At 57.6% G+C, this 23574-nt stretch carries 23 protein-coding genes and 1 riboswitch; of the genes, 12 read left to right on the plus strand and 11 right to left on the minus strand.

The features are described 5' to 3' along the window. Positions 1-56: 56 nt before the first annotated feature. The 9 genes from AC0V61_RS09730 to AC0V61_RS09770 all read left to right on the plus strand — a co-directional run bounded on the left by AC0V61_RS09730 (position 57) and on the right by AC0V61_RS09770 (position 10506). Complete coding sequence (locus tag AC0V61_RS09730) at positions 57-2549, plus strand: beta strand repeat-containing protein (protein ID WP_486157050.1); 2493 nt, start codon at positions 57-59, stop codon at positions 2547-2549. A 128-nt stretch (positions 2550-2677) separates the two neighbouring features. Continuing rightward, the gene (locus AC0V61_RS09735; protein ID WP_486157051.1) at positions 2678-3286 is read left to right on the plus strand and encodes a hypothetical protein; all 609 of its coding nucleotides are present in this window, start codon (positions 2678-2680) and stop codon (positions 3284-3286) included. 10 nt (positions 3287-3296) lie between these two features. Next, the gene (locus AC0V61_RS09740) at positions 3297-4061 is read left to right on the plus strand and encodes a hypothetical protein (protein WP_486157052.1); all 765 of its coding nucleotides are present in this window, start codon (positions 3297-3299) and stop codon (positions 4059-4061) included. A gap of 12 nt (positions 4062-4073) precedes the next feature. After that, a complete protein-coding gene (locus AC0V61_RS09745) occupies positions 4074-4439 on the plus strand; it encodes a hypothetical protein (protein WP_486157053.1) in 366 nt (121 codons plus the stop codon). Positions 4440-4577: 138 nt separating this feature from the next. Continuing rightward, positions 4578-4675, plus strand: a riboswitch (glycine riboswitch). Positions 4676-4844: 169 nt separating this feature from the next. Further along, on the plus strand, positions 4845-5996 hold the full coding sequence (gcvT, locus tag AC0V61_RS09750) for a glycine cleavage system aminomethyltransferase GcvT (protein ID WP_486157054.1): 1152 nt from the start codon (positions 4845-4847) through the stop codon (positions 5994-5996). A gap of 3 nt (positions 5997-5999) precedes the next feature. Further along, positions 6000-6371 (plus strand): glycine cleavage system protein GcvH, encoded by a 372-nt coding sequence (gene gcvH, locus AC0V61_RS09755; RefSeq protein ID WP_486157055.1) that lies wholly within the window; start codon positions 6000-6002, stop codon positions 6369-6371. A gap of 33 nt (positions 6372-6404) precedes the next feature. Continuing rightward, entirely contained in the window at positions 6405-7781 is a 1377-nt protein-coding gene (gene gcvPA / locus AC0V61_RS09760; RefSeq protein WP_486157056.1) for an aminomethyl-transferring glycine dehydrogenase subunit GcvPA, read from the plus strand. Then, positions 7778-9361 carry an aminomethyl-transferring glycine dehydrogenase subunit GcvPB gene (gene gcvPB / locus AC0V61_RS09765; protein ID WP_486157057.1) on the plus strand — a complete coding sequence of 528 codons (1584 nt, stop codon included), beginning with the start codon at positions 7778-7780 and terminating at the stop codon, positions 9359-9361. The genes gcvPA and gcvPB overlap by 4 nt, the downstream gene beginning before the upstream one ends. After that, a complete protein-coding gene (locus tag AC0V61_RS09770; RefSeq protein WP_486157058.1) occupies positions 9358-10506 on the plus strand; it encodes a DUF6624 domain-containing protein in 1149 nt (382 codons plus the stop codon). Before gcvPB ends, AC0V61_RS09770 begins: the two co-directional genes overlap by 4 nt. Here the strand turns inward: AC0V61_RS09770 and AC0V61_RS09775 are convergent. Further along, the gene (locus AC0V61_RS09775) at positions 10503-11786 is read right to left on the minus strand and encodes a lipopolysaccharide biosynthesis protein (protein WP_486157059.1); all 1284 of its coding nucleotides are present in this window, start codon (positions 11784-11786) and stop codon (positions 10503-10505) included. The genes AC0V61_RS09770 and AC0V61_RS09775 overlap by 4 nt on opposite strands. Positions 11787-11926: 140 nt before the next feature. On the opposite strand from AC0V61_RS09775, the gene AC0V61_RS09780 reads away from it, so the two are divergent. Next, positions 11927-12652 carry an Nmad3 family putative nucleotide modification protein gene (locus tag AC0V61_RS09780; protein ID WP_486157060.1) on the plus strand — a complete coding sequence of 242 codons (726 nt, stop codon included), beginning with the start codon at positions 11927-11929 and terminating at the stop codon, positions 12650-12652. Here AC0V61_RS09780 and mmsB read toward each other — a convergent pair. The 6 genes from mmsB to AC0V61_RS09810 form a co-directional block, all read right to left on the minus strand. Continuing rightward, the gene (gene mmsB / locus AC0V61_RS09785; protein ID WP_486157061.1) at positions 12649-13521 is read right to left on the minus strand and encodes a 3-hydroxyisobutyrate dehydrogenase; all 873 of its coding nucleotides are present in this window, start codon (positions 13519-13521) and stop codon (positions 12649-12651) included. The genes AC0V61_RS09780 and mmsB overlap by 4 nt on opposite strands. Positions 13522-13728: 207 nt before the next feature. Continuing rightward, positions 13729-14523 carry an enoyl-CoA hydratase-related protein gene (locus AC0V61_RS09790; RefSeq protein ID WP_486157062.1) on the minus strand — a complete coding sequence of 265 codons (795 nt, stop codon included), beginning with the start codon at positions 14521-14523 and terminating at the stop codon, positions 13729-13731. Beyond that, positions 14520-15581 (minus strand): enoyl-CoA hydratase/isomerase family protein, encoded by a 1062-nt coding sequence (locus AC0V61_RS09795; protein WP_486157063.1) that lies wholly within the window; start codon positions 15579-15581, stop codon positions 14520-14522. The genes AC0V61_RS09790 and AC0V61_RS09795 overlap by 4 nt, the downstream gene beginning before the upstream one ends. 5 nt (positions 15582-15586) lie before the next feature. After that, a complete protein-coding gene (locus tag AC0V61_RS09800) occupies positions 15587-15994 on the minus strand; it encodes a VOC family protein (RefSeq protein WP_486157064.1) in 408 nt (135 codons plus the stop codon). Next, positions 15991-16401, minus strand: a complete 411-nt coding sequence (locus AC0V61_RS09805; RefSeq protein WP_486157065.1) for a hypothetical protein — start codon at positions 16399-16401, stop codon at positions 15991-15993. The genes AC0V61_RS09800 and AC0V61_RS09805 overlap by 4 nt, the downstream gene beginning before the upstream one ends. Further along, the gene (locus AC0V61_RS09810; RefSeq protein ID WP_486157066.1) at positions 16398-17543 is read right to left on the minus strand and encodes an acyl-CoA dehydrogenase family protein; all 1146 of its coding nucleotides are present in this window, start codon (positions 17541-17543) and stop codon (positions 16398-16400) included. Before AC0V61_RS09810 ends, AC0V61_RS09805 begins: the two co-directional genes overlap by 4 nt. A 131-nt stretch (positions 17544-17674) precedes the next feature. On the opposite strand from AC0V61_RS09810, the gene AC0V61_RS09815 reads away from it, so the two are divergent. Continuing rightward, entirely contained in the window at positions 17675-18103 is a 429-nt protein-coding gene (locus AC0V61_RS09815; protein WP_486157067.1) for a hypothetical protein, read from the plus strand. 46 nt (positions 18104-18149) lie between these two features. Further along, positions 18150-19130 (plus strand): Kelch repeat-containing protein, encoded by a 981-nt coding sequence (locus AC0V61_RS09820; RefSeq protein ID WP_486157068.1) that lies wholly within the window; start codon positions 18150-18152, stop codon positions 19128-19130. On the opposite strand, the gene AC0V61_RS09825 is transcribed toward AC0V61_RS09820, so the two are convergent. The 4 genes from AC0V61_RS09825 to AC0V61_RS09840 form a co-directional block, all read right to left on the minus strand. Then, positions 19120-19506 (minus strand): RidA family protein, encoded by a 387-nt coding sequence (locus AC0V61_RS09825; protein ID WP_486157069.1) that lies wholly within the window; start codon positions 19504-19506, stop codon positions 19120-19122. The genes AC0V61_RS09820 and AC0V61_RS09825 overlap by 11 nt on opposite strands. Before the next feature lie 3 nt (positions 19507-19509). Further along, the gene (locus AC0V61_RS09830; protein WP_486157070.1) at positions 19510-20478 is read right to left on the minus strand and encodes a polysaccharide deacetylase family protein; all 969 of its coding nucleotides are present in this window, start codon (positions 20476-20478) and stop codon (positions 19510-19512) included. 34 nt (positions 20479-20512) lie between these two features. Beyond that, positions 20513-22006 carry a CoA-acylating methylmalonate-semialdehyde dehydrogenase gene (locus AC0V61_RS09835; protein WP_486157072.1) on the minus strand — a complete coding sequence of 498 codons (1494 nt, stop codon included), beginning with the start codon at positions 22004-22006 and terminating at the stop codon, positions 20513-20515. A 77-nt stretch (positions 22007-22083) separates the two neighbouring features. Beyond that, the gene (locus AC0V61_RS09840; RefSeq protein ID WP_486157074.1) at positions 22084-23532 is read right to left on the minus strand and encodes a methyl-accepting chemotaxis protein; all 1449 of its coding nucleotides are present in this window, start codon (positions 23530-23532) and stop codon (positions 22084-22086) included. Between the last annotated feature and the right edge of the window lie 42 nt (positions 23533-23574).

Consider the following 23574-nt stretch of genomic DNA (forward strand, 5'->3'; position numbering starts at 1 on the left):
TACTAGCGCTGGAAACCATGTCGGCGGACGATGGGGCGCAATTTGGGGGGAATATCATGAAAAATCTGATCTATGCAGGCGTGTCTATGCTCGCGCTTGGCGCAGCAGCACCAGTCTTCGCGCAGGCCACAGTCCCACCAGCATGCGCAGGCGCGACCGGCAATTGCAGCATCGTCAGTTCAAGCGGCACTGGAAACTCCATTAGCGTCGATCAATCCGGCGGAACAGGCAACGTCTCTGACGTAGATCAGGATGGTGAGAACCTTGCTGCCACCGTGACGCAAGGGGCCGACACAAATATCTCCAACGTCAGTCAGGAAACAACTGCTGCGAACCCGCAAAACATTACTGCGACTATCACTCAGTCGGGCGGAGGTGACAGTGTGGTTGACCAGATCTCGTCTGGTGATGACGTCGACGGAATGACGGTAAACGTCACCCAAAACGGGGCTAGCACCTCTGACATTGTTCAGACGTCAATCAATAACAACGGCGCTTCGAATTTCAGCGCGGCGGTTTCGCAAACAGGCGATAGCAACGCATCGATCATCACGCAGGCGGATAACGCAGGCGGGAACAATGATGGCGATCTGGTTGCAAACATCACTCAGAACGGTTTCAACAACTCATCTGATGTGAGCCAGGTCAACCGTCAACAAACCGCGACCGTGCTTCAGAACGGCGATGACAACACTTCTGATATTGATCAGAACAGCGGGCGCCAATCGACCGCATTTGTGGATCAGTCTGGCCTCGGCAACTCTTCGGATGTGGACCAGGCAGGTCGGTTAAACGATGCCAGCGTGACGCAATCAGGCGATGATAATACTGCGGTCGTTGATCAAGCGACCAACGTCATCAATCAGAACGCGCGAAATGAAGCGACTATCACGCAGGCCGGCTCGCTTGGCACCGCGACAGTCAACCAAACTGATCTTGCCCGGAACGATGAGGCCACTATCGATCAGCAAATCGGCAGCAGCGGCGCTGTGGCGACGATCACACAGACCGGCGCCGCTCCAAGCGGAACCAATACGCTTAACACAGCGACGATTACGCAAGGAGCCGGTACAGGAAACACCGCCGTCACTTTGCAGGGCGATAGCACGGCTGTCGGTGGCACCGTCACAGGGGGGACCAACAACACCGCGACCACAACGCAGGTGGGTGACAGTCTCGTTGCACAAACCGGCCAAGCGGGCGACGGGCAAAACGCAACCGTTGACCAGACCGGTTCAAACAATTTCAGCCTTCTTGTGCAAGGTTTCACGAATGGTGATGGCAACACCGCCAGCGTCACGCAAAGCAATAGCGGCGTTGTAACGAGCCAATCCCAAGTTTTCCAGGATAGCAACGGCAATGACGCAACGCTCGTTCAAGGCGGCGGCGAAGGCAATAACAGCTTTATTGGCCAAGGCTTTGTTGGCGGAGCAGGAGGCGGTGACAATAACACCGCTAGCGTCACTCAGACCGGCGGCAGTAACTCCAGCCAAGTCGTGCAAAACGGGTTCGCTGCAGGTGGCAGTAACACGGGCACTGTCACTCAAGCAGGCGATGGCAATACCAATTTTGTCACCCAAGATGCCTCCAACAACAGTGCAGCTGTTGACCAATCGGACGACAACTTCTCAGCCATTACACAGTCATCGGACGGCAATTTGGCAACGGTTTCGCAAGTTGGCGCGGACAACAACTCGAACATCACGCAGTCTGCGACCAACCCTAACACCGCAGACGTGCTTCAGACCGGCTCTGGCAATGACGCAGCAATCGGTCAGTCGGGCACAGCGGGCGCGAACACTGCTGAGATATTCCAGGCTGGTGACGATAACATCGCCTCGATCACTCAAAGTACGACCGCAAATGGTGAAGCCGGGGTGATCGTTCAGACAGGTACGGCGATTGCGAACGAGGCAACCATCGATCAAACTGGAAACGGTTTCGAAACAGCCTTGATTTTCCAGGAAGGTGGCTCGAACAACATCTCGACCATTATTCAATCTGGCGACACCAATACCGCTGAGAATACTCAGAACGGTTCGGACAACACCTCGACCATCAACCAATCCGCTGATGACTTTGGTTTTGGCGATATCGCTGAAGTGTTTGTCGATCAGATCGGCGATGGAAACAGCTCAACCTTCAGTCAAGGGGGCGATGGTGTGAACACGGCCACTATCACCCAAACCGGCAATAACAATGTGAGCACTGGTTTGCAGGCCTTCGGGAGCTTGGGGCTGGCAATGGAGATCACCGTTACGCAAACGGGTGACGGCAACAACAGCAGCGTTAGCCAGGGCCAGATTAACTTAGCTGACCGCAGCGAGATTGATGTCGTTCAAGAAGGTGATGGTAATACCAGCACCATCACGCAGGATGGGACCGATAACCTGATTGACCTCGATCAGCTTGCCGATGGAGCGACCAGCACTGTTACCCAAGACGGTCAGGCGAACAACGCAACGGTGCAACAGTTCGATGCTAGCACTTCGGTTCTGTCGCAGCTTGGCAACGGTAACACCGCAACTGTGACACAAGGCACACCGTAAACAGTTTGATAAACCGGGCGGGTTTCGATGCTCGCCCGGCCTTATCAATCTGAGAGTAATGAATGCTCGGCTAAGGACTGCACACAAGGTTACTCGCCATTATCGGCGCAATCGGTTAGGGTAAGCTCATGAATCGGATCACACTTGGTATCGCCGCTTCGCTGGCCACTTTGGCCGCAGCGCCCACACTTGCTCAAACGCAGGTCAATGCCCCAAACACCGGGCCCTTTGATGGGGTATTTGTCGAACAGATCGGCAATGGCAACGCGGCGACTTTTAACCAGTCGAACAGCGAGCAAAATGCTGAGCTTGTGCAAGACGGCAATGATAACTCCGCCGATGTCACCCAGGACGGCGACGGCGATCACTTTGCTGGGATCGATCAAACCGGCAACGACAATATCACCGGCGTATCGCAATCTGGCGCGGCACAAGGCGTTGCTCTGATTACGCAGACGGGCAATGCGAACACCGCTTTATTGTCTCAAAACGCAACCGGTCTTGAGGCGTCTGGCGCTGCGATCACGCAGACCGGCAATGGTAACCTTGCAACCCTCATCCAAGATGGTTCAGACAATCAGGCGATCATGACGCAGACCGGTGACAGCAACACTATGACCGCTTCGCAAATTGGCGATGGTAACGCGCTGGAGTGGGCGCAAACGGGCACGGGTCTGACCGATATTGAGGTTGTGCAAACCGGCGGCGCGGTGGCTGTCATCACGCAAAGCAACTAGGGCCATTTGTATGAGTGATAGGCGCGCAATTGCGAAATGTTTGGCCCTCACCGGGGTCTTACTCGCATCAGCGCCGCTCGTTGCTCAAGAAAGCCCGCCCGAGGTCCCTCGCGATGAAAGCGCGTTTGTTAATCAAGCGCCAGAGGATCAAACCTCCCCAGAGGATCAAACCTCCAAAGTCTATTTCCCAGAAACAATCACACCGCAAAGTGTAGCGGCCGCTCGCGCAAGAGCAGCGCGTCAGCAACAGATTGAGGCTAGCCAAGCCACGACCCGCGATACGCCCTTGGCACAGGTTTCCGCCCAAGGTGGCGGCAATGATGTGCCGCAGCTTTCTGATGGTACATCGTCTGCGGCCCTTGCACAGTTGAGCGCTGCGGAGCGCCGGGTCCTGCTTGATGCCGTTGAAGGCACCGATATTTGTGAGCGCGGCAGCAATATCCCTGCACTTCAGGCGCTTTGCGAAGGGCGAATTGAAACACGTTCCGAAGAGTTTGCAGGCAATCGCTCCGGCTCTGCTGAGGACAGCCTTTTGGGCGGCGGACTTGATGCAGGCCGGGTTGCTTCCCTTGAGGCGGCGATCCGACGACTGGCAAGCGCGGATGCCAATCCCAGTAGCTTCGATAATCAGGTGGTGGCCTCTGTCGCTCTCAACAATCAAGCGTTGAGCGATGCTCAGGCGACCGCGGCGGAGGGCGACCCCACCGCTGACCTTTCGCCCGAGACGCAGGGGATTGTGAATGCGATCGTTCAACAGCTTGGTGGCGGCAATTAAAGGCTCATCATCATGGCTCACACTTTTGCAAAACTCGCTCTTTTCGCACCTATTCTCGTCGCAGCAGCAGGGTGCAGTTCTGTGAACGCCTCCAACGATAATCGTGCTTTGTCTCTCAACGTGACGGAAAATGCAGACAGCGTGGAGATCGAAGTGGTCGCGGACTCCACCGTGACGCAGCAAATTGAATTCACCGCGGAGCTGACGGGCGCATCCAATTCGCGCCACAAGAGCAGTTCAAGCGTTGCAGCAGGCGACCGACAAGTGCTCTCACGCCTCAAGATGTCCACCAATGAAAGCTGGTGCGCAAAGGTTGATGTGAGCGAGGCGAGCGGTGCCACATACACGCTCACCGCTGGTGATTGCGGACTTCTTTAATCACCCAACCCCGTCAAACATTGTGAATTGTGCGCGCACTGCAGGTTTCACACAATTAATTCATGTGAGCGCTACCCCTTCGATTGACGCGCCTCTTCGCATACGCAACATGGAGTGCGCCTGCTAGAAGTGATTCTGGCGTCTTTCGCGGGAGAGACTTGGTTTCTGAAAAGGAGCCCGGCGCCGAAGGAGCAACCGCCCCGGAAACTCTCAGGCAAATGGACCGCGAGCTTGGCATAGGCACTCTGGAAAGCGTGAGGCGCGGGCTATTGTTCGCGTGCCTTACCACCGAAGGGGAAGGCGGAGCTTTCTTGGCCCGCTAAGCTCTCAGGTTGACCCGACAGAGGGGGCAGGAACGACGCTGTGTTTGAGGCGTTTCTTGACCTGTCTTCGGGGACTAATATTTTGAGCGACGAACCAATTGAAGAAGAGATTGCCCCAGAGGCATTAGAAGCGCGCAAGCTTCCACTTGATGCTTGGCATCGTGAGCGTGGTGGCCGGATGGTAGCGTTTGCTGGCTATGAGATGCCGATCCAGTACGAGGGGATCGTGGCAGAGCATGAATGGACGCGTTCGTCTGCGAGCCTCTTTGATGTGTCTCACATGGGGCAACTCGCCTTCCGCTCGCCCGAAGATGATCCCCAGCTTGCCGCGCGTGAGCTTGAAAAACTGCTCCCTGGTCTGATCACCTCACTGAAGCCGAACAAAATGCGCTATTCTATGCTTCTGACCGAAGAGGGCGGGGTGATTGATGATCTGATGGTCACCAATGCCGGGCCGCATCTCACTATGGTGGTGAACGGCGCTTGCAAATGGGATGACATCGGCCACCTTCGCGAACATCTCGCAGATGAAGTGGCGATGAGCCATTATGACGATTTCGCGCTATTGGCCCTACAAGGGCCCAAAGCTGGCGACATTCTGGAAGAGTTGGTCCCGGGGACAGGCGCGCTGACCTTTATGACGGCGGACCTGTTCGACTATGACGGTGGCCACATCTGGGTGAGCCGTGCTGGATATACAGGCGAAGACGGGTTTGAGATTTCGGTTCACGAAGGCTCGGTCGCGAAACTTGCCGACGCGCTTGTCGCCGATGACCGGGTTAAGCCTGCTGGCCTTGGCGCGCGTGACAGTTTGCGGCTCGAAGCAGGGCTCCCACTTTATGGACATGACCTCACACTGGAAACCGATCCAGTAAGCGCTGACCTCACATTCGCGCTTTCTAAGAAGCGCCGCGAGGGCGGAGGCTATCTTGGTCATGGTCCGGTGATGGAGGCTTTCAACAACGGTCCCGCCACCAAGCGTGTAGGTCTCAAACTCGAGGGCCGTATGCCTGCACGCGAAGGCGCCGAAGTCTTTGCTGGCGAAACCAAAGTCGGCGTGGTCACAAGCGGTGGTTTCTCGCCCACCTTGGGCCAGCCCATCGCGATGGCTTATGTCGATATCGCCCACGCCAAAGAGGGCACACAGCTCACCTGCAAGGTTCGCAGCCGCGAGCTTCCTGCAATCGTATCTCCCATGCCCTTTGTGGCCCACAAATACTTCAGAGGAAACTGACTGATGCCGCGTTATTTTACCGATGAACACGAATGGATCGACGTCGAAGGCGAAAGCGCCACAGTCGGCATTACGGATTACGCGCAAGAGCAATTGGGCGACATCGTTTTTGTGGAATTGCCCGACGTGGGCACGATGCTCGACAAGGGCGGCGATGCGGCGGTTGTTGAGAGTGTGAAAGCGGCAAGCGACGTCTACGCGCCCATCAGCGGCGAAGTCACCGAGGGCAATAACACGCTTGAGGATGAACCGGCTCTGGTGAACACTTCGCCAGAGGAAGACGGCTGGTTCTTCCGCATGACCATCGGCGACAAAAGCGAGTTTGAAGGCTTGATGGACGACAAAGCATATAAGGCCTTTGTCGACGCCCTCTAATTTTCCAACACCTCTCCCTGTCAGGAAAACCCCATGCGTTACCTCCCCCTAACTGATACCGACCGCGGCGATATGCTCGCCAAGATTGGCGCGGATAACATCGACGATCTGTTCGTCGATGTGCCCGAAGTTGCGCGGCTCGATGGCCCCATTCGCGATCTGCCTATGCATGCAAGCGAGATGGCGGTTGAGCGTCATATGAAACGCCTTGCAGGCAAGAACACGGTTGCAGGCGATGTGCCGTTTTTCTTGGGCGCGGGGGCCTACCGTCACCATGTGCCGGCATCCGTCGATACGGTGATCCAGCGCGGCGAGTTTCTGACCGCCTATACGCCCTATCAGCCTGAGATTGCCCAAGGCACGCTGCAAATGCTGTTTGAATTTCAAACGCAAGTGGCAAACCTTTACGGCTGCGCGGTGGCCAATGCCTCGCTTTACGATGGCTCGACCGCGTGCTGGGAAGCGGTGGCGATGGCGACGCGCGTGACCAAGAAAAACCGCGCGGTGCTCTCCGGCGCGCTTCATCCGCATTATTCGCAAGTTGTGAAAACCATGGCGCAATTCACCGGTGACGTCATCGCCGACAGTGCGCCTGCCATTCAGGCTGAGCCGGATCTTGAGGGCCTTACTTCGCGTATAGACGAACAAACCGCCTGTGTGGTTGTGCAATATCCCGATATCCTAGGCCGGATCAGCGACCTCACCCCGCTTGCAGAGGCAGCGCACGAAAAAGGCGCTTTGTTGGTTGTGGTGAACACCGAGCCTGTGGCCCTGGGCGCGATCAAATCGCCGGGTGAAATGGGCGCGGACATTGTTGTGGGTGAGGGCCAATCCATTGGCGTTGGCTTGCAATTTGGCGGGCCTTACCTAGGCCTTTTCGCTGTCCGCGATCCTAAGCACGTTCGCCAGATGCCGGGCCGTTTGTGCGGTGAGACTGTGGATGCGGAAGGAAAGCGCGGCTTCGTCCTGACGCTCTCCACGCGCGAGCAACATATCCGGCGCGAGAAAGCGACCTCGAACATCTGCACCAATTCTGGCCTGTGTGCACTGGCGTTCAGCGTTCACATGACGCTGCTGGGTGAAAAAGGCCTGCGCGAGCTCGCGGCGGAAAATCACCGCCTTGCCTGCATTGCTGCGGACCGTTTGGCCAAAGTGCCGGGCGTGACTTTGCTCAACAACGCGTTCTTTAACGAGTTCACCATCATGCTGGACGGGAAGCCAGCGCGCGAAGTCGTGCGCGAACTTGCCAACCGCGATGTACTGGGCGGAGTGTCGCTCGGGCGGCTTTATCCGGGTGTTGAACGGCTGAAACAAGCGCTGCTTGTGGCGGTGACTGAAACGACGACGGAAGACGATATCGAGACCCTTGCAACCGAGCTTGAAGCCATCATCAAGGAGGCTGGACAATGAACGCTCCCAACAAATCCGGATGGAAGCCCCAAATGGAAGTTGCCGACGCGACAGGCGAAAGCGTCACCACAACGGGCAACCGCGCATTGATGCTCGAAGAGCCTTTGTTGTTTGAAATCGGCAAGGCAGAGACCACTGGCGTTGACCTGCCGCCCGTTGATCCCACCGCGAGCACCCGCCTTGGCAGTCTCACCCGCGAGGAACCCATCGGCCTCGTTGGTCTGACCGAGCCAGAGACGGTGCGTCACTACACGCGCCTTAGCCGTCAAAACTACGGCATTGATTTGGGCTTCTTCCCGCTGGGTTCCTGCACGATGAAGCACAACCCGCGTTTGAATGAGAAAATGGCGCGGCTCCCGGGATTTGCCGATGTGCACCCTCTGCAACCGGTGTCCACCATCCAAGGCGCGCTCGAAGTTGTGAACGAGCTTGCCCACTGGCTCATCGACCTCACCGGCATGCACTCGGTCGCGATGAGCCCCAAAGCGGGCGCGCATGGCGAGCTTTGCGGTATCTTGTGCATTCGCGCCGCTCTTGAGGCACGCGGCGATGCGCGCGAAGTCGTGCTGGTTCCTGAGAGTGCGCATGGCACGAACCCTGCCACGGCTGCTTTCGCGAACTACCGCGTCGAAAACATCCCTGCGACCCCAGCGGGCCGGGTGGATTTGGAGGCGCTTAAAGCGCGCCTTGGCCCCGATGTCGCCGCAGTGATGATCACCAACCCAAACACTTGCGGCCTTTTCGAACCGGACCTTCGCGAAATCAGCGACGCGGTCCATGCAGCGGGCGGCTTTGTCTATTGCGACGGGGCAAACTTCAACGCCATCGTTGGCAAAGTGCGTCCCGGTGACCTCGGCGTTGATGCGATGCATATCAATTTGCACAAAACCTTCTCCACCCCGCATGGCGGCGGCGGTCCAGGCTCTGGCCCAGTGGTGCTTTCCGAAGCGCTCGCGCCATTCATGCCGCTGCCGTACACAGCGCGCACGGCGGACGGAGTGGTGCACCTTATCGAAGAAGAGCAGGCCGATGAGTTCGCGCGCGAACACTTTGGCGGGGAGCTTTCCAATTTTGGCCGGATGACCGCATTCCATGGGCAAATGGGGATGTTCACCAGAGCACTTACCTATATGCTGAGCCACGGCGCGGACGGCCTTAAACAAGTCGCCGAAGACGCGGTGCTCAACGCAAACTACATCCTGCGCAGCCTTGAGGACGTACTCCACGCACCCTTCGCAGACAGCGGCCCTTGCATGCACGAGGCGCTGTTTGGCGATAAGGATTTTGGGAATGGTCTTTCAACGCTCGACCTAGCCAAAGGCATGATCGACGAGGGCTTCCACCCGATGACGGTGTACTTCCCTCTGGTGGTTCATGGCGCTATGCTGGTGGAGCCGACAGAAACCGAGAGCAAGGCATCAATCGACCAATTCATCACATCTTTCCGCTCGCTAGCAGAGCGCGCGATTGCGGGGGATGAGAGCTTGAAGCAAGCGCCATACTATGCGCCGCGCCGCCGCCTTGATGAGACAGCCGCAGCGCGTAAGCCAAAGCTGAAGTGGCAGCCCGCGCAAAAATGAGCAGTCGCTTACTCGCAGTCGTTTTTATCGCTCTTTCGAGCCCGATCCTGACCGCTGCGAGCGAGCCGCCGCCTATCGCCCCAGAGCCAGCACCCGCTCCAGAGCTCTATCTTGTTGATCGTGGCGATGAGCCGCCGCTGCCCCCGCCTGATTACCCAAAACCGCCTGCGCATATTGCGGATCGCATCAAGCGGGACGGGTCCATTTATGATGGGTTTGACACAGGCGAACTCGAATACCTCAAAGGCTTCTTTCCCGATGCCACCGCGCAGGAACGCGCTCAATATGATGCACTTAAAGCTTGGTATAGGCAATGCGCCGATGAGGGCGATGCGCGCCTTCGCGCTGAGCTCGCAGAATTTGGCGTTACCTTGATTGAGGGTAAGTTCAACGGCGCTGCGTCCGTGTGTCAGCAGGTTGCCTTTGGCAATGATGGCCTTCTTGAAAGGTTTGCGACCTACGATGAGTTTGCGGCGACCGCCCGCACCGCGCGGCTCGTTTTTGATGGCCTTATCCAGGGGCTCGATATTCATACCACCAGCAATGCCGCGCAGTTCAACCGAGATATTTTGGATGAGATCGACTATCTTGAATGGCCATATTTTGCGCTGCTTCAAGCACAGTTTTGGGGGCGGACTGAGGGCCATGGTGGAAGGATTACGCTTGATCCCAACCGCCCCCCTAAGATGACTGCGAATGAACGCTTTGTCTTTGGCGCCTTTGTCGAGAGCGAATATGTGCGTCTGCAATTCGCTCGCACGAAATGGCTCGAAGAGACCGTTGCAAGACGCGGTTGGCCGACGCCAGCAAACTCTACACGGGCAGGGGCCGGCAACGCTCTGCTGATGGTTTTGCAAGGTCATCATGACCCTGCATTCCAACTGCGAATGCTGCGTGTGATGGAGGCTCAGGTGCCCAAGGGTGTGATAGAGGGCTGGGAATTTGCGGAGGCCTATGACGGGGTCATGCTCAAGCTCACCGGCAAGCAGCGTTATGGGACGCATGTCTTTTGTGGTGATGATGGAAGCGCGCTTGAGAAACTAGAGGACCCGAAAAAGCTTGCTAATTGGCGAGAAGAAATGGGGCTGGAGCCGGTTGAGGACTATTCAGGCTATATCCGTGCGCAATGCGGGAACCCGGACTAAGGCTTACTGTTTTCCGGCTCCACCTCGATGCGGATTTCGGCAAGGTTCAAGATCGCCACATAGAACCCAATGACGGCAAGCGCGCTTGCGCCCAGCACGGTGAAAGCCGCGCCCAATGCACCGTTCCAGCCAATCGCCAGGTTCAAGAGCCCAAATCCCAGAAGGGTCGGCACGGCGCGCACTAAGAATGCAGTGCCTGCGCGCCCCGCCGATACCAGAAGCGATTCAAGGCTAGCCCCCACCAACTCAACCGCACCCGCGATAGAGAGTATGACCAGAGCCCAATAAAACCCGCGTCCTCTAAACTCCGCGCCCGCGATCAAATCGAGGCCCAGCCGTCCAAATATAACCGCCACTAAAACCGCTAGAACGCCGCCGATCAGCGCCACGTTCGCCATCCGCCGTGCAATGACAAGCGCGTCCTCTTTGGCATGAACAAGCTCAGGGAGGATCGCTTTTGAGATCGCCTGGGCAAGCGCAACCAGTGCCTGACCCAGCTGGCTCGCGACCCGGAAACCGCCGAGCAGTGCCGCTCCGCCAAAGGCCCCGACAAGCAGCAGCGTGATCTGCTTGCCTGCGATGTTGAGGCTCCCGGACATATTGGTCGACCACACAAAGCGCCATGCGTCCTTGTGGCGTGCAGGGATGCGAGTGAGGCTGATCGCGCTCAGATCGATGCGTTCATTGCGAGCTGCGGCAAACCATAAGGCGACTGCCACCGCAAATTCAGAGACCGCGTAGGCGAGTATGAAACCGGTGACGGTCGGCATGTAAACCCATGCCACGACCGCTCCTAAAGTCCTAACGACCGGCTGAACCGCTTCGGCTAGGGTCGCTGTTGCGTACTTAAACCGCAGTCTAAGCAGACCCAAAGGTGTCGTGCGGATCGAGAGCAGCGAGATCACACAATAGGCGAAAGTCAGCGGCAAAAGCTCCTCTGGCAAAGGCAGCCATAAAGGAGCGCTCCACACCAATCCGGCTGCAAAAATCAGGCCCATCGCAACCGATAGGAGGTCAAGCGCGATGGCAAAGCCGGTTGCCTCGCTCGCGGCGGTCCCATCGCCGTTTGTGCCATTTGCACCCCATCGGATGATAAACTGCCACGTTTGGAAATTGGCGATGCCAGTGACGACAAGCCCAATCGCGACAATCGCGGCGAAATGTCCGAACATCTCTAGCCCCAGCGTGCGCGTCGCAAGCGCGAGATATGCAAGGCTGAGCACGGCATTGATCCCGCGCCCACCAAGCAGCCAGCCAATATTGGTAAAAAGACGCTGCATGAGCGTGAGTAGCTTTTGCTTCCTTCCCTAGGGACGCAAGACTGCGCCCCGCCATTTGTGCCAGCGCATAGCAAGTAATGCGCAAGATGGGAGAACAAATTGTCGCTAAGACGCGGCTTGACGGTTAAGTCGTGTGACCCATGCGCATCATTTTTTCTCGCAAAGGTTTCGATTCCAGCGCCGGGGGCGGGCCTTCCCCGATTGTAAACGGCGCTCCGGTGACGCTGCCTATTCCGGCGGGCGCGGCGAGCAAGACGACTTATGGTGATCTGGGGCTGGGAGAGTACGCGGCCAAGGCGAGCCGCGGCAAGCTGGGCGCGGATGATCTGTGCCACCACGATCCGATGTTCTTGGCCGACGGAACCTGCGCCTTTGGCCAATGCGGAGCGGCGCAGACGCATCTGGAACGGCAGGGTGTGGGGATTGGCGATGTGTTTTTGTTCTTTGGGCTGTTTGCTGAAGAAGAAACGGGGGAGCCGCACCACCGCATCTTTGCCTATCTGCGCGCCGAAGAGATGGTGGCGCTTTCTGGCGGCCCGCCAGAGGAGCTTGTGAAGCTTGCCCACCCCCATGCACTTGCCATGCATCATTCCAACGATGTGGTCTGGTGCGGGGAAGGGCGCGTGGCGCGGCGTGCTAGCAAGGCATTGAGGCTGACAGTGCCAGAAGGGCCGCCCAGCCTTTGGGAACGTCCCGATTGGCTTAAACGCGGCGGGTTATCTTACCACGATAAGGCAGAGCGTTGGCTGCGCGGTGGTAGACTTAAGAGCGTTGCGCGGGGGCAGGAATTTGTCGCGAATGTGGGCAGGCGCGTGGCCCCCCGGGCCTGGCTTGAGGGCGTGATCGCCGAGATCAATGCGCCTTAGTCATACGTCTTGATAATCGCCGAGAAATCGAGCGCTTCGTTCCCGGCCCCCAAGAAATCCTCATAGAGCGCTGCTGCGCGTGAGCCGAGGGGCACTGCAGCATCCGACGTCTCAGCCGCTTCCATGGCGAGACGCAGGTCTTTGACCATCAAAGGCGTTGCAAAACCGCCTGCATAGGCATTGTCAGCCGGGCTCTCGACACCCACACCGGGAAGCGGCGTGTAGGCATTTAATGACCAATTGTAGCCGGAGCTTTGCGAGCTGATCTCGTAGAACTTTTGCGGATCAAGACCGAGCTTTTCCGCCATCTTCATGGCTTCTGCGGTGCCGATCATGGTGATGGCGAGGAGCATATTGTTGCAGATCTTGGCCGTCTGGCCTGCGCCTGCATCGCCTGCGTGGATCACCGCTTTGCCCATGGCATCGAGGATCGGCTGCGCACGGTCAAAGGCGCCTTGAGCACCGCCCACCATAAAGGTGAGCGTCCCGCCATTGGCCGCCGCAATCCCGCCAGAGACAGGCGCATCGACCATATCATAACCTTGCGAAGTGGCGGTCTCGATCACCGATTTGGCGGTCGCAACATCTATGGTGGAGCAATCGAGGAAGACTGCGCCCTCGGGCGCGTGGCCGAAGACTTCGTTTTCATAGAGGCCTTTGACGATCGCGCCATTGGGGAGCATTGAGACGACTGCCTCGACGCCTTCGCAGGCCTCTTTCGCGCTATCAAAAGTGGAGCACCCGGCGTCGCGCGCGGCTTCCAAAGCAGGCTGCGCCAAGTCAAAAGCGCGCACTTCGTGGCCAGCTTTCACAAGATTAGCGGCCATCCCGCCGCCCATATTGCCAAGTCCGACAAAGGCGATTTTCATGTTTCTCTCCCGATCAATTGAGCAGACCGTTAATCCCAAAATATATAAGCGCCAAACCTAACGATATCCCACAGACGATAAGGCCTAGGCCTACTGCTTTCTCGCCATCAGCATTCGTCAGATCCGTCGTCTTCAGAAAGTCTAGCGACATTCTAAAGACGTCGAACAAGATCCATGCTCCGCCTACCAAAATAATCAGGGAGTTGATCAGCGGCCCGTCCACTTGCCCTCACGCTTCTCGATAAATGCGGCCATGCCTTCTGCCTTGTCCTCACTCGCGGTGAGGATTTGGAAGATGCGGCGTTCTATGATGAGGCCTTGGTCGAGCGTCATTTCAAACGCGGCGTTGACCATTTCCTTATTCGCAATCGCGGCCATCGGCGGCTTGGATGCAATGGTCGCAGCGCTCTTGAGCGCATCGGCCAGCAAATCCGCTTGAGGGACAACGCGCACGACAAGGTTTGCGCGTTCCGCTTCCTCTGCGCCCATCATGCGGCCCGTCAGGCACATTTCCATGGCCTTGGATTTGCCAATCGCGCGGGTGAGGCGCTGTGATCCGCCCATGCCGGGGGCCACGCCCAGATTGATTTCAGGCTGGCCGAATTTCGCATTGTCACTGGCGATGATAAAGTCCGCCATCATCGCAAGCTCGCACCCGCCGCCAAGGGCAAAGCCATTAACCGCTGCGATCCATGGTTTGCGCGTAGTCTTCACCAGATGCGACGTCCATTTGGAGAAGAAATCGTCGAGGTAGAAATCAGCCGCTGGCTTATCCGACATCTCTTTGATGTCCGCGCCTGCTGCAAACGCCTTTTCGCCCGCACCCGTCAGCACCGCGCACTTCTGCGTCTCATCGGCTTGAAACGCGGCGAAAGCTGCAATTAGTTCTTCGAGCACAACCGACGACAGCGCATTCAATGCCTTTGGGCGGTTCAGCGTGATCAGCGTAACGCCAGCATTGCCTTGGGCGTTGGTTTCGTGGGTGATGGTTTCAAAGCTCATGAGAGGGGTTTCCATTCTTCATCGGCGGGAAGGGGGGCAAAGATGCTATCGAGCAATTCTTCGCTCACGCCTTCGGGTGTCAGGGGATCCCATTTGGGATCATGGGTCTTGTCAACGATCACTGCGCGCACGCCTTCGGCAAAATCGGGCCGGGTCAGCACGCGGGCTCCAATGCAGTATTCCATGCGCATATTGTCGGCAAAATCGGTGAGCGCGGCGCTGGTCGCAAGCTGGCGAAGCGCCACTTTCAGCGTCTGCGGGCTTTTCGTGCCCAGCGTGTCGCGTTCCTTTTGCGCCCACTCATCACCATCAGCCGCCGCTGCCTCGAGGCTTGCGAGAATGTCTTCGAGCGTGTCGGAGGCAAAGTGTTTGGCGATTTTGAGGGCATTGTCCTCCAGCCGCGCAGGAGGAGGCGTGCCCACGGGCTCTGCGAGAATACCCGCAATCCGGTCAGGCTTTTCAGCGATGCGCGCCTTGAGGTCCTCGATCATCTCGCTTGGCACGTAATGCGTGGCGAGCCCTGCCCATAGGCACTCTTCGCCTTTGAGCCGCGCCCCGGTGAGGGCCAAGAACTGACCCAAACGCCCGCCAAGGCGCGACAAGAACCAGCCTCCGCCCACATCGGGGAAGAGCCCAATGCCGGTTTCGGGCATGGCAAAGCGGGTGTTCTCTGTCGCAACACGGAATTTGGCAGGCTGAGAAATGCCAACGCCGCCGCCCATGGTGATGCCGTCCATGAAGGCCACAATCGGCTTTTCATAAGTGAACATTTGATGGTTTAGCTGATACTCATCATGGAAGAATTTGCGCCCTGAAACCCCGCCATCGTTGAGCGCCGAGTTGCGCAGGAAAGCAATATCGCCGCCTGCGCAAAAGCCGCGTGAGCCCTCGGCATGGTCGATGATTATGGCGCGAACTGCGTCATCGCTCGCCCATTCGGTCAGCGCCGCGCTCATCGCGTGGCACATCTCAAGAGTGAGCGCATGCAGCGCCTTGGGGCGGTTGAGCGTAATGTGGCCGATGGGCCCATTCACGCTGGTCAGAACTTGGTCGGTCATCTCTCTCAAACTTCTTTTGGTTCTATCAGGTCCCATTTGTTGCCGAAGGGATCGGCAAACACGGCGACTGTTGCATAAGGCTCGTGCCGAGGTTCTTCCAAGAATTCCACCCCTGCCGCAACAAATCGTGCGTGGGTATCGGTAAAATTGGTAGTGTTGAGAAAAAAGGACACCCGCCCGCCGGTTTGGTTGCCGATTGCCGCGGTTTGAGCGTCGTTTGCGGCCCGCGCGAGGAGAATGCGGCCTCCTCCAGAATTTTTGGCACCGGGCGCTTCAACAACGACCCAGCGCTTGTCTCCGCTAAGGTCGGTGTCTTCGATCAGGGTGAAGCCGAGTGTGTGGGTGTAGAAGTCGATGCCAGCGTCGTAGTCTGGGACCACAAGGGTGGCCATGGCGAAGGTTTCTGTGGTCATTTCGCCGTCTCCGTAACATCGGTCCGCATAGACGGAGGAAAAAACCGCCACGAGAAAAGCCAGTAGATTGCCCCCGATAGCGCTCCGGCAGTTCCTGCAACCAAAAGTGTATAGCTCAACGAAGCGCCGTGAAGACCAAGGAAATAGATCGTTGAGCATGCGACAAAGAGTGCTGCCGCAATATAGAATACTGGCGCTCTAATCCGCTTGATTTCGGAAGTAATTATGATTGGCAAACTGAGCGGGGCGGCAAACAATGCAACAAAAAATGAGCCTGCAAAAATAACCCTGACCGCATTTTCTGAGATTGGGTCGGCGGGGTTCGCCAAGAGAATACCGGCAACCAAAATTGAAGTTCCGGCGACTGCACCCGCAAGATATGCCGCAAGGATCGTTACAATCCTCACTGCCGCAGCAAATCCCGGCCTACGACCATGCGCATAATCTGGTTGGTGCCCTCAAGGATCGAATGCACGCGCAGGTCGCGCCAGAAGCGTTCAATTGGATAGTCCTGCAAATAGCCATAGCCGCCATGAAGTTGCAGCGCGCGGTCTACGATGGAGCTGCCGTTGTCGGTGGCCAAGCGCTTGGCCATGGCAGAAAAACGCGATTTGTCTGGCGCATTCTCGGTCACTTTGCACGCGGCGAGGTAGAGGAGTGCGCGCGCGGCCTCGAGATCTGTCGCCATGTCCGCGAGGGTGAACTGTGTGTTCTGGAACTCGCTAACCGCCTTGCCAAATTGCGTGCGTTCGCTGGTGTAGTTGATCGCTTCGTCGAGGCATCGCTGTGCCCCGCCCAATGAGCACGCGCCAATGTTCAAACGCCCGCCATCCAAACCCATCATCGCAATGCGAAAACCTTCGCCTTCGCCGCCAACCACGTTCTCGACCGGGACGCGCACATCCTCGAGGATCAATTGTGCCGTAGGCTGTGAGTGCCAGCCCAGCTTCTTCTCATTCGCGCCGAACGATACGCCGGGCATGTCCTTTTCGATCACCATGCAGGTGATGCCTTTGGGCCCATCTTCGCCGGTGCGCACCATGGCGACATAGACCTCGTTCGAGCCTGCGCCTGAGATGAATTGCTTGGTGCCGTTCAGCACATAGTGATCACCGTCTTTGCGGGCGGTGGTCTTGAGCGCTGCTGCGTCTGAGCCCGAAGACGGCTCGGTCAGGCAGTAGCTCGCGATTTTGTTCATGCCGATAAGGTCGGGCAGATACTTGTCTTTGACCGTTTGCGAACCGAAGCGGTCGATCATCCAAGCGGCCATATTGTGGATTGAGATGAAGGCGCTGGTCGAAGGGCAGCCATAAGCCATCGCCTCCATAATCAGCGCTGCTTCAAGCCGTCCAAGCCCGATGCCACCCGATTCCTCCGACACATAAATCGCGCCAAAGCCAAGCTCAGCGCTCTGTTTGATCGTATCAATGGGGAAGATATGCTTCTCATCCCATTCGCCAGCATGAGGCGTGATGTTGTCTGCGGTGAAACGCTGCGCCATTTCCTGGATCGCGAGCTGGTCGTCGGTGAGTGAAAATTGTCCTTGCATAAGTAAGCGGGTTAGCTGGTCTTAGGCGGCTAGAAAAGACCTCAAGATGTCGGCGCCACGACGTGAACAATCCGCAAGGCAACCACGAAATTTTCTGTAACCCAAACGGGGCTCCATGCGTAATAAAGGATATGCCAACTGCAAACCCATCTGATCAAACGCGGCTCATCTGCGTTTACAACGCCGACACAGGGCTTATCGAGGCGTTGATGCACGCGGTGCATAAGGCTGTGAAGCCAGAGACTTATCCTTGTCCGCTTTGTGCGCTCACCTATGGGGCGGTGTCGATGCGCGGGGATTGGAAGACCTTTTGGCAAGACCTCGATGCTGAAGTGCTTTTCTATCACCGTGATGACTTCACGCAGGATTTCCCCGATTTTGGAACAGCTGGCAGGCATGAAGTGGCGCTACCGGTTATTATGATCGATGAAGCAGACGCGGATCTTCGCATTCTCATCTCAAGCCGCGAACTCGACGCGATGGCTGATGTGGATGAGCTGATGGCCAAGGTCGAAAGCGAATTGCGCCTTGCCCCGACGAAAATGCAGGCGGCGAGCTGATTGCGCAAAACTTGACGATGTGGCCTAGGTGGCTTTGAATGCGGTCATGCGTATTCTTCGATATGTCGCCGGGTTGCTTGCCCTTCTCATAGTTGTTCCAGCGGGCGCTTACCTTGTTGGTCCATCGCTGATGACGGGCGCGGGCGATATGTCTGAGCCGCGTTCGGAGGTGCATGCCGCCGAGCTTGACGGCGTGATTTACGTGGCGGGCGGTATTGGTTTTCAGCGCACGCTTTCAAGCTGTGTCGCTTTCAAGGTCGCCACCCAGGGCTTCTCCGAGTGCCCAGAACTGCCGCGCACTTTGCACCATGTTGGTATGGCAGCAGGCGAGGGCGAAGTGTTTGCCAGTGGCGGCTATTCCAGCCTTCCGTTCAACCAGGATCCCGATGGCGCTCTGTTCGCTTTCAACCCTTCTGATGCGGAGCCCAAATGGCGCGAACTTTCCCGCCTGCCAGAACCGCTTGGCCAGCACGCGATGTTCTATCGTGAGGGGAAGCTTTGGTTGATCGGCGGGCAGTCGGGGGATCGCACGCTTGGCACTATCCGTACCTATGATCTGGCGAGCGGCGAATGGGATGAAGCCTCGCCGATGCCAACGCCGCGCCATTCTCATGCCTATGCGCTGAGCGAAGACAAACTCTATGTCACCGGCGGGCGCAGCGACAAGCTTGGGCCTCATGCAACCGTGATCGAGGTCTATGACTTTGCCTCCGACAGTTGGGAAAGCCTCCCCGATGCGCCTTTCCCCCTCGCAGGCCATGGCGCTGCGGTCTTCGAAGGGCGTTTGCACGTCTTTGGAGGCGAAGATGTAACGACTTCTGAAGTGTTTGCCCGGCACGTTTCGATGGACTTAGCCGACCCCGAAAGCGGCTGGCGCGAGGAGGTCCCGATGAGCGCAGGGCGTCACGGCTTTGCGACTTGGCGCATGGGCGACACGGCGTGGATTTTGGGTGGCGGTGAACTCGCGGGCTGGAAGACGCTGACCTCTGTGACGGGCACCGCGTTTCCTTTGAAGCTCAGTCGCTAATTACCGCCTCTGCCTCGATCTCCACCTTCCATTCGCGGCGACACAGCCATGCGACACCGGCCATAGTCGCGGCTGGGCGAGCCTCGCCGAAATAGCGCGCATGCGCATCGCCCACCGCCTCTTGGTCGTCGAAATCAGTCAGAAGCATACGGGTGCGAACGACGTCTTTGGCGCTGCCTCCCAGTTCTTGGATTGCTGTGACGATGATTGCACAGCACCGGTTTGCCTGCTCCGCCGCGCCGCCGGGCGTGGTTGAGCCATCGGGCTCCACCGGGCCTGTGCCAGCAACGATGATCCGGTTGCCCTCTCGAACAGCACGACAAAAGCCAAATTGACTTTCGAACGGCGAGCCGGAGGAGGTATGCTTTCGGGTCATTCTTCAGTGCCCTTCCATTTTCTCACCCAGCACGCGGGTCCTGAACCATTTGTCCGCTGACTTCGTATTGTTGCCCTCATACCAACGCGGTGCGGGCACGCCCCTCTGCCAAGCGACTTGTTCGGTTAAGGTGCCTCCAGCCGATGGCGTGTCATAGGTAGCGGCAAACCGGGCGAAAGGGTCTTCATAGGCTTCATCATTGGTGATGATCGTCCAGCCTTTCGCCTCCAGCGCCGCCACCAGATCGGCGATATAAAGCGCGGCAAGATCGGTTTCATGAAGCAGCATGACATGCGCAGGCGATCGGCCAATGGCCTTGCGGGCAATCGCGTCATAGGCCTCGGCTGCCTCCACATGCACATCGAGATAGAGCGCGCGCATAGCCTCCTCGTCCACTTGCATGCCAGCCTTCACTGCCATCCCAAGTTCATGTTCATAAAACCAATCGGAGGCATCGACCGTGGCATAGGCATTGATGAGACCCCGCTCGGCCAAAGCTGCGCGCAGGTCATCGCGTTTTGCAGCATCACGGCGGCCTTCATCGAGGAAAGGAAAACGAAACCACGGGCGCAGACCCTCGCGTCCTTCAAGCCACTTGGCGGCGGCATCAAGGTCGGCGAGATAGTCCTCGACCAAGGTATCAGAAAGGCGTGGGTGGGTGTTCGTGTGGTTGGCGATCACATGGCCCGCGGCAACATAGGCGGCGATGCGCTCTTCAGCGCCGGGTCGCTGCGCGATGCGGCCGGGATTGAGGAAAAAAGCGGCCTGTTCAACGCCTGCCTCTTTTAGGCCTGCAATGATCAACCGGGTACGCTCATCCGAGGTGAAATAAGCCCCTTCGCCCCGAGGGACATCGTCAAAGCTCAACGCAATGCGCTTTGTTGGTTGTGCGTTTTCAGCGGTCGCGGCTGCGGTAAGCCCTAGCGTTCCAGCAAGGAGCGCCAAAAAGAACGGCAGGATGCGTCTAATCATCCTGCCTTCCTATCATCGGTTTGTGCCAAGCACATCACCCCATAGTCGGGATAACAAAGGCGTTCGACCCGTCACCACCACCGTCTGGCCAGCGCTGGGTAATCTTCTTCTTTTTGGTCCAGAAAGCGAGGCCCTCGGTGCCATATTGGTCAATGTCACCAAAGCCTGATCGCTTCCAACCGCCAAACGAGTGATAAGCGACCGGAACGGGGATAGGCACGTTCACTCCGACCATGCCGACTTGAACGCGGTTTGCGAACTCACGCGCGGCGTGGCCGTTGCGGGTGAAGATGGCGACGCCGTTGCCGTATTGGTGCTCGCTTGGCAGGCGCAAGGCGTCCTCGAAGTCTTTGGCACGCACGATCTGGAGCACGGGGCCGAAGATTTCCTCTTGGTAGGAGGTCATGTCGGGCGTCACGTGATCGATGAGGGTGGGGCCTACGAAGAAACCTTTCTCATGGCCTTGGAGTTCAAAGCCGCGCCCGTCGATGACGATCTCGCCGCCTTCTTCTTCAGCTGTCGTGATCCACTGTTCGATGCGAGCCTTATGCTCGGGCGTCACCACCGGGCCATAATGCGCATCGGGATCGTTTGATGTGCCAATGCGCAGCGCATGGATCGCTGGGATCAGCTTTTCTTTGAGGCGCTCTGCCGTGTCATCGCCCACAGGCACTACCACCGGCAACGCCATGCAGCGCTCGCCAGCTGACCCGAAGGCCGCGCCAGCTAGATCGTTGACCACCTGATCGAGGTCCGCATCGGGCATGACAACGCCGTGGTTCTTCGCGCCGCCAAAGGCTTGGACGCGCTTCGCGTGTTCAGCGCCGCGGTGATAGATATAATGCGCGATGTCAGAGGAACCCACGAAGCTGATTGCTGGAATATCGGGGTGCTCGATGATCGCATCGACCATTTCCTTGTCGCCGTGCACGACTTGAAGCAGACCTTCGGGCGCTCCCGCTTCAACAAACAGTTCCGCCAAACGCACCGGCACGGAAGGATCGCGCTCAGAGGGTTTGAGGATAAAGGCGTTGCCCGCCGCGCACGCCATGCCGAACATCCACATCGGGATCATCGCAGGGAAATTGAACGGAGTGATGCCAGCGCCAATGCCGAGCGGCTGGCGCATGTCATAAACATCAATGCCCGGGCCTGCGCCTTGCGTGTATTCGCCTTTGAGAACTTGCGGGATACCGCAAGCGTATTCGATCACCTCAAGCCCGCGCTGCACATCGCCCATCGCGTCAGGAACGGTTTTGCCGTGTTCGCTCGACAAAAGCTCGGCCAGCGGCTTCATATTAGCCTCAACCAGCTCTTTATATTTGAACATCACCCGCGCGCGTTTTTGCGGATTGGTGGCAGCCCATGCGGGCTGGACGCGCTTCGCAGTCTCAACCGCTGTGTCCAGCAGGTCGCGGCCCGCAAGCCCAACTTCGGCTTGGACCTCGCCGGTCGAAGGGTTCCAGATTTGGTGTTTGCGCAAGGGCGCGGGGCTCTCGCCAACTATGAAATGGTCAACCTGACGCATGAGGTTCCTCTCCTGTCCTTTGCGAGGTGCAATGAAGAGGACTGGAGAATTGCGCAAGCGGCTTTTTGGGCAAAGCTTTATGCGGCCATATTTTGGACACGGCCAGCGTTTTGGAGGCCTCTCACGCCGTTTGCTGCGGTTGTGAAATATCCCACCGTATTGCCCAGCACGTCAGACTCGCGTGCAAGGCTCGTGGCAGCGGCGTTGCATTGTTCTGCCATGGCGGCATTTTGCTGGGTTGAGCGGTCGAGATCGGAGACCACGCCATTGATCTGGGTCAAGCTGTCGGCTTGCAGATTGGTGGAATCCGAAATGCTTTTGATCGCGACTTGAAGTTCATTAACGTCGCGTACGATGGTCGAGAAGGCATCTCCGCTGCGCTTCACCAGGTCAACGCCGGAGGTGACATGCTGACTGCTCGCCGAGATAAGGCGTTTGACCTCGTCTGCTGCTTCTGAACAGCGCTGTGCCAAGGCGCGCACCTCGCTGGCGACCACTGCAAAGCCTTTGCCGGTTTCGCCAGCGCGGGCTGCTTCGACGCCGGCATTGAGGGCTAAGAGGTTGGTCTGAAAAGCGATCGATTCGATGACCGAAATGATGGTGTTAATCTCAGAGGAGGATTTCTCGATCTGATCCATCGCAGTCACCGCTTGCGTAACGACGGTGGCGCCGTCTTGCGCGGTGGTGGCGGTGGTCGAGATAGTTTCCAGCGCGATGTTTGTGGTTTTGGCAGTTTCGCGCACACGCTCAGTGTTGTCAGCAACGGCGGCAGCGGTTTCTTCAAGGCTCGCCGCTTGTTCTTCGGTGCGCCGCGCCAGATCATTGGAAGCTGAGCGGATTTCCGAGGAGCCATTGGTCATTGTGTCTACGCCTGACACCACCGTGGACATCGTCTTGTTAAGCGCTCGGATGGTCTTGTTGAAGTCCGTTTCGATCTTTGAAAACTCAGGCGGAAGCCCTTCAAGCGAGATGTTGAGGTTGCCCTTTGCAAGTTGGTCAAGCGCTTCACCAAGCTGATCGCTTACCTGCTGGCGGGCTTTGTCGATATCGTTGAAGAAGGCCTCCAGAACCAAATCGATATCCAAAAGCGCCACCTTCATAAGCGCATTGACCGAGGCGGCTTTATGGCTGCTCAAGCCAAGCATTTTTTGAGCGCCTGTGGAAATGATCTGTGAGGTCAGATGTTCCAGCACAAGGGAGTACGCGCCGATATACCAACGCGGCGCTAAACCAATTCGGGAGTGAACCTCGCCAATATGCAGCGCGCGGTCGGCAAATTTCTGATCAACACCGTTGCCAAAGACGCTCTTCCAGTGGTCAGCTTGAAGCCTCTTTGCGCGGTCGATGCTTTGCGGGCTGTGGAAATAGTCGCTGAGTTCCTGATCGGCTGTGACCACTTCATAAAACGCGCAAAGTGCTTTTTCCAGCCGGCGATCAAGAGCCTTGCTAACGCCCTTATAAGCTTTCGCATTGATCCTCTCAAAGCCATAGAAATCGAGGCGCTCTTGCAAGGGGATATTCGGCATCTTTGACGGATTTCCTGACGAAAATTCATGGGACTTAGCGGT

This window comes from Erythrobacter sp. JB1-4, from assembly GCF_057365025.1.